Here is a 17,143-nt window from a genome sequence, read left to right on the forward strand (position 1 = left end):
CGCATCGTCGCGGGGCTCGGCAGACCTGACACTAGTCCCGCGTCAGCCTCCGGTGGGTAACCCGGTGTGGACGCGCGGCTTCGATACCGAGCCGTTCCACTTTGTTTTCCTCGTAGGCGCCGAAGTTACCCTCGAACCAGAACCACTTAGCTTCGTTGTCGGCATCACCTTCCCACGCGAGGATGTGGGTACAGGTGCGGTCGAGGAACCAGCGATCGTGGGAGATCACCACAGCACAGCCTGGGAAATTCACCAGGGCATTCTCCAATGAGCTCAGGGTCTCGACGTCCAGGTCATTGGTCGGTTCATCCAGGAGGATCAGGTTGCCCCCCTGCTTAAGTGTCAGCGCAAGGTTGAGCCGGTTGCGTTCGCCGCCGGAAAGCACCCCGGCCGGCTTCTGCTGATCCGGTCCCTTGAACCCGAACGCCGACACATAAGCCCGCGACGGTATCTCGTTCTGACCGACCTCGATGTAATCCAGGCCGTCGGACACGACCTCCCAGACAGTCTTCTTCGGATCGATGCCGGCACGGGCCTGGTCGACGTAGCTCAGCTTGACCGTTTCACCGATCTTGACCGTGCCGCTGTCCGGTTGCTCGAGCCCGACGATGGTCTTGAATAGCGTGGTCTTGCCGACGCCGTTGGGACCGATGACGCCAACGATGCCGTTGCGGGGCAAAGTGAACGAAAGATCTTTGATCAGCGTGCGTCCGCCGTAGCCCTTGTCGAGATGATCGACCTCGACTACCACGTTGCCCAGTCGCGGTCCGACGGGAATCTGAATCTCTTCGAAGTCGAGCTTCCGGGTCTTCTCCGCCTCGGCTGCCATCTCCTCGTAGCGCTGCAGGCGTGCCTTGCTCTTGGCCTGGCGCGCCTTGGCGCCGGACCGGACCCAGGCCAACTCGTCTTGCAGACGCTTTTGAAGCTTGGCGTCCTTGCGGCCCTGGACCGCGATCCGCTCGGCCTTCTTCTCGAGGTAGGTCGAGTAGTTGCCCTCGTAGGGATAGGCGCGGCCACGATCGAGTTCGAGGATCCATTGCGCGACGTTGTCCAGGAAGTAGCGGTCGTGGGTGACGGCCAAAATGGCGCCGGGGTAGGCGGCGAGATGCTGTTCGAGCCACTGGACGCTTTCTGCGTCCAGGTGGTTGGTGGGCTCGTCGAGCAGCAGCAAGTCAGGCTTTGACAGCAGCAGTTTGCACAATGCGACGCGACGACGCTCACCTCCGGACAGGTTGGTCACCGGCTCGTCGGGTGGCGGGCAGCGCAGGGCGTCCATGGCCTGCTCCAGCTGCGAGTCCAGGTCCCATGCCTCGGCATGATCCAATTCCTCCTGGAGCCGGCCCATCTCCTCCATCAACTCGTCGGAGTAGTCGGTGGCCATCAATTCGGCGACCTCGTTGAACCGGTCGAGTTTGACCTTGATGTCCCCCAGACCCTCTTCGACGTTGCCGCGGACTGTCTTTTCGTCATTGAGCGGCGGCTCCTGTTGCAGGATGCCGACGGTCGCCCCGGTAGCCGGGAATGCGTCACCGTTGTTCGGCTTGTCCAAACCGGCCATGATCCGCAAGACGCTCGACTTACCGGCCCCGTTCGGGCCAACGACACCGATCTTGGCGCCGGGGTAGAAACTCAACGTGACGTCGTCGAGGATCACCTTGTCGCCGTGCGCCTTGCGGACCTTCTTCATCGTGTAGATGAACTCAGCCATACCGCGGTATTGCCTTTCTGGTCTTGCCGGATTATCCGGAGTATCCCGCCGACCATCCTAGGCACCGCCTATCGGCATCAAGCCGATAGCGGTAGCGCGGTGTGCTCGGCAGCGTTCTGGACGACAGCCACCTCCGGGACGGACTCAGCCCGTGCGGCGCGGCAGCCGTCGTTCACAACGGTCCCGGATTGTCCTGTCATTGCAACTGCCGGTGCGTTCTCGGAGCTCGGGCCAGTGTAGCCGGGCTTCTCGATACGCACGAAGACCCGCGAGAGGTCTGGTCCGACCGACGTCGCCCGCATCTCCAACGAGGACCGACGATTGCCGTCGCGGTCCTCGTACTCACTGGTGTACACATGCCCCACCACAATCACCGGCGCACCCTTGCCCAGCGCCGCCCCCACGCCGCTGACCAGCTTGCCCCAGCAGTTGACGGTGATGAATAGCGAGTTGCCCGGCTCCCACCCGCCGTCGCTGGTCCGACGGCGGGAATTGCTGGCCACCCGGAACTTCACCACCTCCTGGTCGCCGACCTGCCGGCGTTGGAGATCGTTGACGATGTGACCGACGACAGTCAGCTGCGTTTCAAACATGTGGCTCCACATTCCTTTCGTAATCGGGCGAGCTAGTGCTCGTGCTCGTGTCCATTGAGCCCTAGGCCACCGACATATCGGTGACTAACGGCACTGGCAAGCCGAACCTGTGGAAGAAGTCACGACTGGGGATGAGCGCCCGGCGATGTCGCCGTGCCCCGGCTTCCCCGGAACAGTTTTCTGCCTAACCCGAATGCCTGATTGTCTCTTAGAAGACGAGTGGGGTCGGCTGGTAACGCAGATATTCAAGCGCGGGACGGGATTTCGTGTGATGCGGCGTTTGAGACAGCGCGCAGGATTTCGGAGTGCGTCGAATTTCGCATTGCCTTCGGTGATCCATCACATCAGCCACCTGGGTCGCCGATGGGGTGAGGTGTTAGCGCTGCTCAGCTTGGAGCGCCAAATCCTTTGCGCGCCTTCGCATCGATGCAAGGGTCCATGGGGTTTGCGCTCGTGTTCCGGCGACCCCCGCGTTCGCTACCTGTTATCCGGGCGCAGGCGCAACTCGGACATGGTCACGTCGATCCGAGTGCCCGGTTGCGCTGACGGCGTCGAGCGTGCGCTGACGGGCTCGAGCGCGCACCGATGGCGCCGACTGTGCGTCGATGGCGCCGAACGTGCCGTCAGGGCGGGCCGCGACGAATGTTCCCGCCCCACAGGCACGCTCAACACCGTCACTGCGCACTCGATACGGCGGCATGGCTGTCGACCCAATAAGCATGCCTGTCATCCTCGCACTCCCGGAACACCAGCCATAACACGAGGTTCGAGCAAAGGCGCGGGCATCGACATGCCAAACCGGCACCCACGGAGCGCACGCACATCCAAGGCCGCACACTCAGGAATTGAAGACCAGCAGTAGTGCGCCACTGCCGAGGTATCCGATCGCCGAACAGCTGACACATGTGGTGACCGAGATGGCCCAGTGTCGTGGAAGCCGGAAAGTCATTGTCCGCCATCCGAATCAAATCGGCCGCCAACGGTGACCGCACGCCCGCCAGCAGATCACAGTGACCCCGGGCGTGACGACCCAGGCGATCGGGCCACGCCGCTTCGGCCACGTCGGGGCCACCACGGCAGCCCGCAAACGCCAGACCCGCGCCGTTGGAATCGGTGTTCGCCAACTACCGAGGCAGTGACCGGTAGTCGCGGCCAGTGCCGTCCTGCGGACGAGCCCGAGGCGGCGACCCGGCCCCGCGTCCGACCAAGCCACGTCGATTCGACTAGGCGATGTCCGAGGACTTGTGGTCGGTCTGCCCCCGCCGGGCTTGGAACTCGCGGGCGATGAACTGATTGCGCGCGACCTTCTCGACATAGTCGAAGTCGCGCAGAATGTTTCGTAACTCGCACCGGAACGCGCGCCGGCGTTCGGCGAGGTCCGGCGTCGGCGCGATCAGGTTCTGGTCAACGGCCACCTGGCGTGCGGTGGCGAACAGCAGCGTCGACACCGGTTCGCTGCTGCGCACCCGTGACTGGGCCACGTACTGGCGGCCGACCCCGAGAGCCAACTCCGTCAACTCCTTGTGTCCCACATCGGCAGGAGCATCGCGCAGCACGTCGGCGACAATCTCATACGCCTCGAAGAACACCCGCAACATCGCGTCCGACATCAACGGCCGCTTCGCGTAAAGGATCGCGTCGATCCCGTCGGGGCCGGCGGCAACTTGGGTTTCCCAATCTTTGTGCCAGGCCATCTCTTCGGCGATGTTGGCCCGAAACGCGGCCGAATCGGCGAAATAGAAGTCAAATTTCAGCAGATCGCGCAACCGCATCGCCTGGTCCCAGAAAGCGGCCATGCGGTCACCGTCGCTGTGCCAGGCATGCGCGAGCGCGAGTTCGACGATCGAGGTCTCCAAGAAGGCGTGGATCACCGAGTTCCGATAGAACGCCGCCGCGAGTTCATCGTCGGGCGCTATGTACCACACCGGTTCCCGGCCGCTGTCCACCCGGGTGACCGGGTGCCCGTTGGACAATGCGTCGACTGCTGCGCGCACCCCGTCGCGTGAGCGCAGCCGCAACGCGCTCGTCGACATCGGTGTCTGCTTGCGCTCCAGGTAGTCAAGGGAGTCCTGCAATGTGTGGTGCAGCTGATCGAGAGTTAGCGCGGTCCCGCGAGTCGTCAGCAGCAATCCAGACACCAACCCGGTCGCCGTCACCGGCGTCGACTGCAAGATCCGCCACGCCACCTCAAACGTCATCTTCTGCAACGCAAGCCGTTTCGCTGCCGGATCATGAGCCAACGGACCGTTCGGTTCACCGAGATACTGTCTCATCGAAACTGCTTCGGGGAAACGGACATAGATCTTGCCGTAGTTGCGTTCGCCCTGCGCCTTGATAAACCGGTAGAGCCAGCTGAAACCTTCAGGCGTCTTCTCGGCGCCGCGTGCATAGGCGGCGTATTCGGCGATCTCGTGCAACTGGTCGAAACAGATCGAAACCCCTTGGAGCAAAATATCGTCGCTGCGGCCGTCCAAGTAGGCCTCGGCCACATAGCTCATCAGTCCCAGCTTGGGCGGCAACATCTTTCCGGTACGGGACCGCGTCCCCTCAATAGACCAACTCAGGTTGAAGCGCTTCTCGACGACGTAGCCGACGTACTCCTTTAGTACATACTTGTACAGCGGATCGTCGCCGATGTTGCGCCGGATGAAGATCATTCCCGAGCGCCGCATCAGCGGACCCATCACGCCGAACGACAAGTTGATACCGCCGAACATGTGCACCGGCGGTAACCGGTTGTCCTGCATGGCCACTGGCACGACTGTGCCGTCGATATACGAGCGGTGCGAGAACAGCAACACTGCCGGATGCGATTCCAGTGCGGCACGCATGGCAGCAACCTGGTATTCGTCGTAGTCGAATTCGGGGTCGAAACCTCGGCTGATCAGTTTGCCCAGAACGGAAATCAGGTCTACTGACACCTGGCTCCAACCGGTGGCCAGTTCATCGAGAATTCTGCCGGCCTCTTCGACGGTGGCACCGGGTATCTGCTTCAGGCCGGCACGGAACCGCGCTGACGCCAGCATCTCTGGCTTGACCAACCGAGGAGATTTGTACTGGGGCCCGAGAATCCGGTACTCGGCACGTGCCAACGCCAGGACCGCCCTGCGCGTGACGAACTGGGCGAATTCGCGCTTGTTCTCGCCGACGGTGGTGTCGCGCCATTGCTGACGCAGTTCGGCGACCGTTGCCGCCTCGCCGGCCACCACCCTGGCCCGCCGGGGGTCGGCGCGCAGGATGCGCCGCTGCTGACGTGGGTTGGGGTGGTAGGGATCCCGACCGGGGAGCAACCCCGCCACCTTGGCCGCTCTGCTGCGATCCGGTGGCGGGAGCCAGAACACCCGCACCGGCACGATCGACCGGTCCTCGAGTGATTCGGAGCCGGCTTCGGGACCGTACCCGAGTTGCTCGGCCAGAGCGGTCAGCGCGGCTGGCGAAGCATTGCGCGGCGGCAGTCTCAAAACGTCGAATTTCGCCTCGGGATTACGGGCCCGCTGCTCGTCCAGCCAATGCATGATCAGCTGCATCTCGACCGGCGACTCCATCGACGCCAGCACCAGCGTGTCTTCAGCACTCAGGACTGCGCTGGTGTCGGCGACCGGTTTGGTCACGGCCGTCCTTGGTGCCCAGAGCTCGACGATTCGGGGGCGTCTGCCTGTTCAGCGCGCGGCCGTTGCACCTCACCGTCGGTGATGGCCACCTTCGACTCGTGGGGCTCCGCCGTTGCCGATGTGCTCTCCGTGGTGGTGTTCGCGGATCTCTTGGCAGCGCTTTGGCCTGGGGCCCTTTTCGCCGGGGCCTTCTTGGCAGCCCCTTTGGCAGGGACCTTCTTGGAGCCGCTCTTGGCGGGGGTCTTCTTGGCTGGTTGCTTCTTCGCGGGGGCCTTGGCGGCCTGTGCTTTCTGCGCTGCCTTCTGCTCGGCATATAGGTCGACTTCGGGCAGCTCGTCGACCGGCCAGTCCTTCAAAGTGTCCAGATAAAGCTGGCGCACCTCGGCAATACGGTCCGCGAGTGTGTCGAGGGACCAGTCGTCGACCGGGATCGCCGGAAAGACCGCGACATCGACGGTGCCCGGATTGATCGTGGTCGAGTTTCGTGAGGCGACGATCTCCGCATTGCGAATCACGATGGGCACGATGGGGATTCCCGCCGCCATCGCGATGCGAAACGGCCCCTTCTTGAAGGGTCCGACTTCGGTGGTGTCCAGCCGGGTGCCCTCGGGGGCGATCACGATTGACAACCCGTTTCTGGCGCGATCTTCGACGGCGTGCAGCGTCTCCACCGCGGCCGCCGAGTCGTCGCGATCGATGAACACCCCGTCCAAAAGCTTGCCCAGCGTGCCCATGATCGGGTCGTTCTGCAGTTCCTTCTTGCCCACGCCAACCCAGTTGTCGCGCACTAGCGCTCCGGCAATGACCGGGTCAACTTGGTTGCGGTGGTTGAAAATAAAGACGGCCGGACGCTGGGCAGTCAGATTTTCCTTCCCCACCACATTCAGATGCACACCGCTGGTGGCGAGCAGCAACTGGGAGAAGTTGGAGGTGAAGAAGTTCACCCCGCGCCGCCTGCTACCGGTCAGCACACCCAGGCCCACCGCTCCCGCCGCGACGGGGAACATCGTGCTGAACCCGGCGAGTGTCCGCAACTGGCGCCGCAGACCGACGCCCCCGCGGCTGTTGAACTTCAGGATCGGCCAGCCCCGGCGCTTGGCGACGGCAGCCATCTTGCCTTCGGGGTTCGTGGGCCGCGGATTGCCGACCAGGTACATCAGTGCGACGTCTTCGTCGCCGTCGGCGTAGAAATAGCTGTCCTTGAGGTCGATCCCGTGCTCGGCTGCAAAACGTTGTACCGCTGCGGCTTTGCCGGGCCCCCACAAGATGGGCCGCACCACGTCACCGGTGAGCAACCCGTCTTCATTGACTTCGAACTTATTGGTCAGCATGTTGGCGATCCCCAGGAAGCGGGCCACCGGTTCGACCTGGATAGTCAACGCCGACGAGCTGAGGACCACGGTATGCCCACGAGCCATGTGTGCCCGAACCAGCTCACGCATTTCCGGGTAGATCCGGGGCTCTATCCGCTGGTGGAACAACCGCTCGCCGATCTCCTCCAGGTCGCTCAACAGCCGTCCCCGCAGCGCCGAGGACGCCTTGATGATGAGGTCTTCGAACTCGATACGTCCCAGCGTGTGATTCAGACCGGCCTGCACCATGCTGAGCAACTCGCCGACACCCATGTCTCGGCGCCGCAACCGCTCCTGGGTGAGGATGACCGCGGTAAAGCCGGCGACCAACGTTCCGTCGAGATCGAAAAACGCGCCGACCTTAGGTCCGGAAGGGCTGGCCATGATCTCGGCGACCGAGCCGGGTAACCGCAGATCGCTGGCGGGCTTACCCGTTTCGCGCTGTTCGCCTCGCTCTGGTGAGGTGTTCATGAGCCCGACACCGAACGAGACGCCATACCGGCCGTGGCGGTGAAGGAAGCCGGGATCGCCCGTGGTGCGGGCTCACCCGCGAGCGCCAGGATCTCGTCGAAACCGTCGAGCAGGCACTGGGCGAACAGCTCGTCGTTTCGCACCGATGCCCGATCGTAGCGTGCGGTGACGGTGCACCACCCGCCCCGGGATATCAGCACCATCATCATGGCCACACCCGGTAGCGGGCCAATACCGTACTGCCGCAAGACTTTTGCGCCGGCGATGAATGTGTCGCCGGGATAGACCGGGACGTTGCTGGCCTGCACGTCCGAGCCGACCACAGAACCGGTGATCCCTTCGAGCACGGCTGTGGGCAAGATGCTCAACACTGGCGCGATCGAACCGACGATATTCATCGCCGGCTCGTCACGACGCTGGGTCATCTGGGCACGGATCTTCTTCATCCGGGCCACGGGATCGACGGTACCTATCGGCGCCGCCAAGTTGACGCCGGCGAATTGATTGCCGCCGGCCGCCGCGCCTTCGGCACGCAGGTTCACCGGCACCGCCATCGGCAGGGTGCTGATCGGCAAGCCGTGGGCCTCGTGGTACCGCCGCAGCGCACCGCACACACCCGCGAGGTAGGCGTCGTTGATCGATCCGCCGCCCGCTTTGGCCGCCTTGTGCAGTTCGGACAGGCGGATGTCGATCGCCTCGGTGCGGGTGGTCAGGCTACGCCGCCGCAGCAGCGGCGAGGGCTCCGCGGCACGGTTCAACACCCGAACGCCCGACATCGCGTAGCCCACGATCCCCGACACCGTGGCAACGGGATCCAGAACCGCTCGCCCCGCCACCGATACCGCCCCGGACACCGCGCCCACGAGGCCGCCGACGATGGCCATGGGCAAATGATTGATGCCCTCGCGCATCAAGTCGTTGGGCGATAAATCCTGCGGAATGGGTTGTGGCGGTGTCGGCCTGGGTGCCGGATCCCGCTCCAAGTCGTAGATCTCAGCGAACATCTCGACACCGCCGACACCGTCGGTGACGGCGTGGCTGACATGCAGCAGCATCGCCGCCATGCCATCGGCCAGACCCTCAACCAACGTGGCTGTCCACAGCGGCCGCGAGATGTCCAGCGGCGATTGCAGAATCACCTCGGCGAGGTCGAACACCTGGCGCAACGTGCCCGGTTCGGTGACGCGCACCCGTCGCACATGGAAGTCGAGGTTGAAGTCGGGATCCACGACCCAGCGCGGTGACGCGGTCGGCAGCGTCGGAACGACGACCTTTTGCCGCAGCCGCAACACGCGTCGAGAGGCGTTGTCGAAGCGGGTCCGGAAACGGTCCCAGTCCGGTGTGGTGTCGAGGAGTTCCAGCGCCATGATGCCCGACCGGGTACGCGGATTGGCCTCGCCCCGATGCAATAAATAGTCGACCGGTCCGAGCTCGTCGGACAACGCGACGCCCTCGGCGGGCTCAGCCATGATCACTACCCCACGACCGGCTAACTCGATGCGCCAACCCTGTCACCGCCATCAAGCCTCCCGCGTCAGACCGTCAACCAAATTGCAGACACAACGCTAGTCCGGTTGCCGCGGGGGTGAAAGTGATGACCCACTGGTTGACACGGGCGCCGGAGCGCGCCGCGACGGTGGCCTGTTGGTTCAGCTGGCCGGCGTCTCCGTCAGCGCCAATGAACTCAGCACGGAGCTGGACCGCCGGCCGTACACCACCCCGAGGAAGTCGGCCACGGCATTGGCCGCCAGTCGGGACCGGACCGTCGGCGTGATGTCGAAAGCGTGGTGGGCATTGGCCAGCTCGGCATAGGCCACCGTGGCCGCTCCTGCTCCGCGCAATGCCGCGCAAAATGCCCGGGCCTGCGCGCAGGGCGCCAGCGGATCCTTATCGCCGTGCAGCACAAAGAACGGCGGCGCATCGCGATGCACATAGGAAATCGGCGAAGCCGCCATGAAGTGCTCCGGATCGTCGGCGTAGCGCCTCTTCATGACGAAATGCTCCAGGAACGGCAGCATCATCTCATGCATGTTGTCGAAGTCGGTGAAGTCATATACGCCGTAATAAGGCGCGACGGCCTGAACCGTCGTGTCGGCGTGTTCGAACCCTGGCTGAAACATCGAATCGTTGGGCGTGAGGGCCGCCAAAGAAGCCAGGTGCGCACCCGCTGACCCGCCGGTCAGTGCGATGAAGTCGGAGTCACCACCGTAGTCCGCGATGTTCTCACGAACCCAGGCGATCGCGCGCTTGACGTCGATGACGTGTGCGGGGAAACTGCACCGCGGGCTCTTGCTGTAGTTGATCGAAACGCAGATCCAGCCCAGTTCCACCATCCGGCTCATCAACGTGTACGCCTGGGGACGTTTGCCGTTGACCGCCCACGCGCCTCCGGGAACCTGGATCAGCACCGGCGCACGATGGCCCGGTGCCAGATCGGGCCGGCGCCAGATGTCGAGCAGATGCGCCCGACCACCGGGACCGTAGGAAATATCGGAGGTCTGCGCGGCGTAGCGGCGACGTGGCCCCGAGGGCAGCAGGCCGCCTCGCCGGGCGCATGCGGAAGGGTCGCCACTCGGGTGCGATACCAGGTCGCGGAAGTCCGGACCGAGGGACTCCTCGAGAGCCGCAGTGAGCGCCTTATCCGCTCGCTGCGCCGCCCATGCTGCGCCGAATCGGCCGATCGCCGGCGGCGACACCCGAGACAGCGCATGCCCGGTCAATACGTGCAGGGGAAACTCCGTGGAAACCCAACCCGCCACCCAGCCGAGCGCGAACGGCGAACCCCGAAGCAGTACGGCTCCCGAGCGGATGGTGTCTTTGGCGTCAGCCGCGAGCTGCGCTCCCTGCCGCAACGCTTCGGCACCGGCACGGGAGCACCGGGAAGTCACACTGGCCATGCACATAACAAAGCCCACCCCTCGACGTCCAGGCACACGCGTCGTTGCGGTTAACGGCCGTTTGCCGGCCGGTGTTGTACGTGTGTCGAGGCTCACACCATAACCGATTTCTGGCGTAGCGGAAGACTTTTCAGGCCCGTCGTGTCGCCGAAGCCGATCTTGAACCGCGGTTGGATAGACTGACCTGCGCATTGCCTCCGTAGCTCAGGTGGATAGAGCAAGGGCCTTCTAATCCCTAGGTCAGAGGTTCGAGTCCTCTCGGGGGCACTACAAGGGTCACTACAAGGGTCAATACAAAATACAGGCCCCCGGTATCGCGGCGCAGACATGGCCACGCCAGCACCGTCGCGCGTGGCATCGGTGGTGGGGGCTGCCCGGCAGCCGCCGTTCAGCAGGCGTGCGACCTCCCATCGGGGGAATTTGAACCTCCCCGATTCGGGAGATCGTTGCGCTTCGGTCCAGCCGCCCATCATGGACGCAACCTACCATACGTCTGTATTGTCAAATGGTCGATCGTATTGGAGAGTTAGCTCTGGCAATGTACACGCCCACCGTTGTCCGGCAGGCGCACCGCACCCCAACAAGGCGCACTTGGGCCTCCGTAATCCCCGGTGATCCTCGGTGGTCCTCGGTGATCCTCGGTGGTCCTCGGTGGTCCTCGGTGACCAGCCCGACCGAAAGGTTTAGAGCAGATGTTTGTGGACGACCGACGTTGCAAAACCGGACCCCGCAACTTCGGCCCAGCCTGGGGCCGGTCGGAGGTCAATGCGGGTCGGATCCGGGCAACCAATCCTGCCGCCGATAGGTGGGCGGCAGCCAGGTACTGGGTCGATGGCGGTTTGTCATGACGGCCCCGGTTTGGCTGGCGTCTCCACCGGAGGTGCATTCGGCGTTGTTGAGCACCGGTCCCGGTCCCAATTCACTGTTGGCGGCTGCCGCGGAGTGGTCGTCGCTGAGCGCTGAGTATGCGTCGGTGGCCGAGGACCTCTCGGTGGTGCTGGGCATGCTGCAGACAGCAGCATGGCAAGGGCCCAGCGCCGCGATATGCGTGGGTGCCTATGCGCCGTACGTGTTGTGGTTGACGCAGGCCAGCGCCGATTGCGTCACCACAGCGGCTGCACACGAGTCCGCGGCCGGAGCCTACGCCACGGCGTTGGCCACGATGCCGACACTGGCCGAATTGGCGGCCAACCACACGACCCATGCCGTGTTGGCAACGACGAATTTCTTTGGCATCAATACCATCCCGATCGCACTGAACGAGGCCGACTACGTGCGGATGTGGATCCAGGCCGCCACCACGATGAGCGTCTATGCGGGATCCGGTGCCGCAGCGTTGACCTCGACGCCTCACACCCCGCCGGCGCCGGTGATCATCAGGTGCCGCGCCGGCGAAGCCGCCCATGTCGCCGCGGTTAGCCAAGCCTTCGGCTGCGACCCATTTCCACTATGGACTTTATTCTGGGGTCTGGTGGAAACTATGCTGATAGAGATTATCGGCGTGCCATTTTTCACGCTGTTTGTAATTACAGTCATAATCCTATCGCCGTCATGGCTATTTGCCGCCGTCTTAGCCGAATTTCTCGGCTACTCCGCCTTTGCCGGCAACATTATGCAATATCTGAGTCTCACATGGTTTGCTATCGGCATCATGGCCCTCGGCTTCATGATGATGCCTTTCGCGCTGGGCTATGACATCGCAAATGCGGTGCTCTACTGGATCACGCACCTGTGCGGCGCGGTTGTTTCGATGCTGCCGAGTCCGCTGGCAGCAGCGGCGGCGCTGTCGGCTTCGGGTTCGTCTGCCGCCACGACCGCAAGCACTCTTTCGGGTGCGGTTGCGGCACCTGCAGCAAGTGCGACCGTCGGCAGTGTGGCGCCCACGGCAGTTGCGTCGGCGATGTTGCCCGAAGCACCGGCGCCCTCCGGGTTGGGAGGACCGTCTGGGCCGCTGCCCGCAGTGGGTTCGGAGCGGGCTGTCGCCACGTTGGGATTCGCCGGTACCGCCCCCAAGGTCGTTGTTGCGCAGCCCACTGGATTGGCAACAGTATGTGGTGGCGCATCGGGTGAGGCCCCACGAGTACCGGTATTGCCGGGGTCGTGGACCCCGAATGTGGTGCACCCGTGACTTAAATCAGGCGGCTAGCGCCGACAGCTCGGCCGCGACCGCTCGCAACGCATTAAAGACGACGATCAATTCGACGCCGCCCCCGAGCGCCAGCAATCCCGTGGTAGCCGCTAATGGATAGCCGACTGCGTTGACCAATCCCAGCGGGTCACCAGCGGTGAATTGCCCGAACCCGTCCAGAAAGAGGTTGAGGTCGTAGGAGGGCAGCGTGACTACAAGGGCAAGGGTCATGTCTCGTGTGGCCGAAAGAGTCCCGTAACCGGTGGCAGCAATATCGCCGAGGGCCGCAACGAGACGGGCGTTTGCTGCATGCAATTCGCTGATTTCGATGTAGGTGCGAAAACCGGGCCACACCGGGGCGGGCAGCGAGTCGGCGACGGCCATCCAATTCGAGAGGTCCGGCAGCGCCGGCAATCCCGCAGAGGTAATGTCGTATACAGCGGTGTCCATTCCGCGCTGCGTTCCGGCAACGAGCAAGTCAAGAACGGTCACCGGGGCGACTTCGGGAAAGAGTCCAAATGGCGTCGGCAGATTCGCCGGCGCGGTCGAATAGCCGTAGCGGGCGTCGCCGTACCCCAAGTTCACCAGCGTGGTCAGGTTGGGCTCCATCAGATCCGCGAGCGCATTGCCGATAAACGGGACGCCCCGCAATGGGTACAACAGTGGCAGATGCGGCGTGCGGATCATGTGGTAAGTGCTCATGGTGGGACCGTCGGTCGGCAGTATTGTTGCCCCACTCACCTGCTCAGGCGTCAGATAGGGGACAGTGCCGTGCAGATAGTAGATGCCCGCCAGGGCGTTGAGATCCGCCAGCAAATTGACTGGGTACCTTGGGAAGTCGGCGATTCCGTCGTATTCAACGGTGTAAACGCTGGTCGGGTACACATCGGCTGGAGTCGCGCCGCTGAAGGTCAGACCGATACTCGGAACAAACAGACCGGCGAAACGCGCGAAGAGGCCCCCATTGGGGTTGTTGGGATTAGCCACCAGCACAAAGGACAGCTGGTCTGGGCTTGGCGCACTCGAACCCAGAGCGGCCAAATACCTCATCTCCAACGACGAGATCGTGGCGCTTTGCGAGTAACCGAAGACGGTGACATGGCTTCCGACGGCAAGGTGCTCGCTGATCGCGTTGTGCAGGACTGTCAAACCCCGCGACACCGAGATGTCGAACCTTAGGTCCAGGACGCCGGTGTATGGGTACAGCTCTTCGGGCGTGGCCAGACCCTGCGGGACGGCCCACGCGGTGTTTGGCTTGATGAACGCTTCCAAGACGTTGTCGATGTAGCTTTGCCCGGGAATCGGCGTCCCGGTGCCTCCCATCACCATTGCGGTAGCGGGGGCCAAGGCAGCCGCCATGGCCTTAGGTATCGACGACACTGCGCTGCCCGCGGCGGACCCCACCGTAATGCCGCTGCCGATAACCGATTGACCCAGCGCCTGGGTCGACGCGTGCGCTACGCCAAGCAGTTCCTGCATCGACGACCCATTCCCTGCCTCAACCCATGCGTAGGACCTCGCGCCCGCTTGCAGGGCCACCGCGAACTCGTCAAGAAGCGCAGTGGCTCGGGCGGTCAGGGTCTGGAAGCTGCGAGCATGCTCGTTGAACAGGGCCACAATCGCTGTAGATATTTCGTCGGCGGCCGGGGCCGCCAACCTCGTGGTCACGGCCGCCGCAGCCGCATTGGCTGTGTCGATCCGTGACCCGATCGCGGCCAAATCTGTTGCAGCGCAGGTCATCGTCGCAGGTGTTGTGGTCACGAATGACATTTGCGTTTCCTCCGACTGCCCGCTCGCTTTCTCAGTGCAGGGACTCGCTCACACCGCGTGTCGAACCCGCCACCTAGTGGCGCAGGCCCACGAGCTTGTCGCCTGACCGATCCAGAAGTCGAGGTCGACTCGGGCATTCATGTCACAACCAACTGTGCAAGAGGCGCTTTCGGCAAAGATTGGTCAATCGTGAAATGCGCTGATCGTCGCGTGAGCACCTGGGCAGGGTGGCCGATTTATTGCTGGTGCCGTACTTCCGTGCGCCCGCGCAAGGTGGCGGGCTGCACGGCACCTGGGCCGGCCCCACAGGACGGCGCCGAGGCGGCACCGCGACTTTGCGCTAAAGGTCCAGCAGCGCCGCCGCGGGCGACTCGATCAAGTCACGCAGCTCGCACAGGAACCGCGCCACCTGGGCACCGTCGGCGACGCGATGGTCGAAGACGCACGTCAACGTCATCGTCGGCCGGGCCACGATCTCATCGCCGACGGCCACCGGCCGCGCCTTGATCGCGCCCATCCCCAAGATGGCTGCTTCGGGATGGTTGATCACCGGAACACCGTCGTCAACGCCCAACGCCCCAAAGTTTGACACGGTAAACGTCGAACCACCCAGCTCGGATGGGGTAAGCGTGCCTTCACGCGCTCGGCTGATCAATTCGGCTGTGCGGCAGGCGAGTCCGCGGGTTGTCAGTGCTTGCGCATCGGTGAGCACTGGGACCAGCAGTCCGCGGTCGGTGGCCACGGCAAAGCCCACATGCACACGGCGGTGCAGATGCAACTGCGGGCCGCGAGCCGAATCAACCCAAGTCGAATTCAGAATCGTGTGATGCGTCAATGCGATAACAACAAACCGCAATGTGAGTGCAAACGGCGTGACGTTTGCACCGGCATGGGCGCTGAGCATGTCAGACAGCCTCAGCAGGCTACCGCAGTCAACCTGCACGCTGGCCAACGCGTCCGGGATCTCTCTGTGGGACAACGTCATCCGCTCGGCCATCCGAGCCTGTACACCTCGCACGGGTTGCACGTCGGTATCACGCGCGGGCGGCTGAGCTGCCGCAAGCACGTCCGAGCGGGTGATCACCCGACCGGAATCCGCTTCCGGCCGCAAGGCGGCCAGATCAACTCCTAACTCCTTGGCCAGCTTGCGCGCCGACGGCACTGCGCGCGGCCTGGAGTGCCCAGGGATTCGCCTGCTGCTGTCGAGATCCGGGTCGGCCCCATACCCCACCAGCGTCGGCGCAGTGGCCTGACCATCGCCGGCCAACGCCGCCGCCATCGCGCGGTCCGGTGCGGTATCGATGCGCACCAGCAATGCGCCCACCTCGATGACATCGCCTTCGGAGCCACCGATCTCGACGACTCGCCCGGTGTAGGGGCTGGGAATCTCGACCTGTGCCTTGGCGGTTTCTACCGAACACAGGGTCTGATTGAGCTCCACATCGTCGCCCACCACGACGTTCCAGCACGTCACCGTGACCTCGTCGAGTCCCTCCCCCAGGTCCGGAACCAGGAAGTCCTTGATGCGCTGCGGTTGGGAATTCACGGTTGTCCCAACACCCGCTCCACACAATCCAGCAACCGGTCCGGGCCGGGAAGCCACGCCTTCTCGAGACGCGCCGGCGGATACGGGGTGTCAAAACCGCAGGCGCGTAACACCGGGGCCTCGAGGTCGTAGAACAACTCTTCTTGGACACGAGCGACCAGCTCCGCGCCATAGCCCACATTTCGCGGCCCCTCGTGCAGCACCACACACCGCCCGGTCCGGCGGATCGATTCGGCGATCGTGTCGAAGTCCAACGGCACCAAGGACCGCAAGTCGACGATCTCGATACTCCAACCGCGTTGCTGTTCGGCGATATTCGCCGCGGCAAGTGCGGTATCGACCAAGCCGCCATAGGTCAACACGCTGACATCACCACCGGATCGCCGCACGGCGGCCTGCCCGAGCGGGGCTTCCGGGCGGCTGGTATCGACGACCCCGCGAGCCCAGTACCGGCGCTTGGGCTCCAAATACATCACCGGGTCGGGGCACGTGATGGCATGCCGCAACAACCAGTACGCATCCGACGGTTCGGATGGAACCACCACCTTCAAACCCGCCGTGTGGGCCCAATAGGTTTCGGTGGACTCCGAATGATGTTCGGCCGAGCCGATCCCGCCGAACGACGGAACGCGGACCGTGACCGGCATGTCCACCTGACCGCGAGTGCGGAAGCGATACTTGGCCAGGTGGCTGACGATTTGGTCGAACGCCGGATAGGTAAAGCCGTCGAACTGGATTTCGGGCACCGGCACAAAACCACGCAGCGCCAACCCCACGGCGATCCCGATCACCGCGGACTCCGCCAACGGCGTGTCGAAGCAACGGGTTTCGCCGAATGTTTCGGCCAGTCCCTCGGTTACCCGAAACACCCCGCCCTGGATCGCGACGTCTTCACCGAATACCAGCACCCGCTCGTCTGCGGCCATCGCGTCGTGCAGTGCGCGGTTGAGCGCTTGCACCATGGTCATCGGCTGCGGTGCCGGGCCCAACGGTTCGGCCAGCTGCGCCAACGGCAGCGTTTCCTCCGAGGGTGTTGGGCGATCGGCAATCTGGGTCATCGACGCCTC

10 protein-coding genes and 1 tRNA gene are annotated in these 17,143 nt (G+C 63.8%); 2 read left to right on the top strand and 9 right to left on the bottom strand.

The genetic code is table 11. The annotated features are described in order from the left end of the window. Positions 1–31: 31 nt before the first annotated feature. From ettA to lipQ, 6 genes are all read right to left on the bottom strand, one after another. Positions 32–1,708, bottom strand: a complete 1,677-nt coding sequence (gene ettA, locus EET13_RS19325) for an energy-dependent translational throttle protein EttA (RefSeq protein ID WP_122443792.1) — start codon at positions 1,706–1,708, stop codon at positions 32–34. A 77-nt stretch (positions 1,709–1,785) separates the two neighbouring features. Next, positions 1,786–2,301, bottom strand: a complete 516-nt coding sequence (locus tag EET13_RS19330) for a single-stranded DNA-binding protein (RefSeq protein WP_122443793.1) — start codon at positions 2,299–2,301, stop codon at positions 1,786–1,788. Positions 2,302–3,524: 1,223 nt separating this feature from the next. Next, positions 3,525–5,912, bottom strand: coding sequence for a glycerol-3-phosphate 1-O-acyltransferase (locus tag EET13_RS19335; protein WP_122443794.1), 2,388 nt, complete (start codon positions 5,910–5,912; stop codon positions 3,525–3,527). Continuing rightward, entirely contained in the window at positions 5,909–7,735 is a 1,827-nt protein-coding gene (locus EET13_RS19340) for an HAD-IB family hydrolase/lysophospholipid acyltransferase family protein (protein WP_122443795.1), read from the bottom strand. Before EET13_RS19340 ends, EET13_RS19335 begins: the two co-directional genes overlap by 4 nt. Next, positions 7,732–9,204 carry a WS/DGAT/MGAT family O-acyltransferase gene (locus tag EET13_RS19345; RefSeq protein ID WP_122443850.1) on the bottom strand — a complete coding sequence of 491 codons (1,473 nt, stop codon included), beginning with the start codon at positions 9,202–9,204 and terminating at the stop codon, positions 7,732–7,734. The genes EET13_RS19340 and EET13_RS19345 overlap by 4 nt, the downstream gene beginning before the upstream one ends. A 180-nt stretch (positions 9,205–9,384) precedes the next feature. Further along, positions 9,385–10,638, bottom strand: a complete 1,254-nt coding sequence (gene lipQ / locus EET13_RS19350; protein ID WP_122443796.1) for an esterase LipQ — start codon at positions 10,636–10,638, stop codon at positions 9,385–9,387. Positions 10,639–10,825: 187 nt separating this feature from the next. On the opposite strand from lipQ, the gene EET13_RS19355 reads away from it, so the two are divergent. Continuing rightward, positions 10,826–10,899 (top strand) — tRNA-Arg (locus EET13_RS19355). 577 nt (positions 10,900–11,476) lie between these two features. Next, a complete protein-coding gene (locus tag EET13_RS19360) occupies positions 11,477–12,760 on the top strand; it encodes a PPE family protein (protein WP_122443797.1) in 1,284 nt (427 codons plus the stop codon). Between the two features lie 6 nt (positions 12,761–12,766). Here EET13_RS19360 and EET13_RS19365 read toward each other — a convergent pair whose 3' ends face one another. The 3 genes from EET13_RS19365 to EET13_RS19375 all read right to left on the bottom strand — a co-directional run bounded on the left by EET13_RS19365 (position 12,767) and on the right by EET13_RS19375 (position 17,134). Further along, positions 12,767–14,530 carry a PE family protein gene (locus EET13_RS19365; protein ID WP_122443798.1) on the bottom strand — a complete coding sequence of 588 codons (1,764 nt, stop codon included), beginning with the start codon at positions 14,528–14,530 and terminating at the stop codon, positions 12,767–12,769. A 340-nt stretch (positions 14,531–14,870) separates the two neighbouring features. After that, the gene (locus EET13_RS19370; protein ID WP_122443799.1) at positions 14,871–16,076 is read right to left on the bottom strand and encodes a dihydrolipoamide acetyltransferase family protein; all 1,206 of its coding nucleotides are present in this window, start codon (positions 16,074–16,076) and stop codon (positions 14,871–14,873) included. Continuing rightward, on the bottom strand, positions 16,073–17,134 hold the full coding sequence (locus tag EET13_RS19375) for an alpha-ketoacid dehydrogenase subunit beta (RefSeq protein ID WP_122443800.1): 1,062 nt from the start codon (positions 17,132–17,134) through the stop codon (positions 16,073–16,075). The genes EET13_RS19370 and EET13_RS19375 overlap by 4 nt, the downstream gene beginning before the upstream one ends. Positions 17,135–17,143: the final 9 nt, after the last annotated feature.

Source organism: Mycobacterium attenuatum, from assembly GCF_900566085.1.
Classification (GTDB): domain Bacteria; phylum Actinomycetota; class Actinomycetes; order Mycobacteriales; family Mycobacteriaceae; genus Mycobacterium; species Mycobacterium attenuatum.

Excerpts from the sequence above, each read along its gene's own strand:
- ettA (WP_122443792.1), bottom strand. The coding sequence starts at position 1,708 with ATGGCTGAGTTCATCTACACGATGAAGAAGGTCCGCAAGGCGCACGGC.
- EET13_RS19330 (WP_122443793.1), bottom strand. The coding sequence starts at position 2,301 with ATGTTTGAAACGCAGCTGACTGTCGTCGGTCACATCGTCAACGATCTC.
- EET13_RS19340 (WP_122443795.1), bottom strand. The coding sequence starts at position 7,735 with ATGAACACCTCACCAGAGCGAGGCGAACAGCGCGAAACGGGTAAGCCC.
- EET13_RS19345 (WP_122443850.1), bottom strand. The coding sequence starts at position 9,204 with ATGGCTGAGCCCGCCGAGGGCGTCGCGTTGTCCGACGAGCTCGGACCG.
- lipQ (WP_122443796.1), bottom strand. The coding sequence starts at position 10,638 with ATGTGCATGGCCAGTGTGACTTCCCGGTGCTCCCGTGCCGGTGCCGAA.
- EET13_RS19360 (WP_122443797.1), top strand. The coding sequence starts at position 11,477 with ATGACGGCCCCGGTTTGGCTGGCGTCTCCACCGGAGGTGCATTCGGCG.
- EET13_RS19365 (WP_122443798.1), bottom strand. The coding sequence starts at position 14,530 with ATGTCATTCGTGACCACAACACCTGCGACGATGACCTGCGCTGCAACA.
- EET13_RS19375 (WP_122443800.1), bottom strand. The coding sequence starts at position 17,134 with ATGACCCAGATTGCCGATCGCCCAACACCCTCGGAGGAAACGCTGCCG.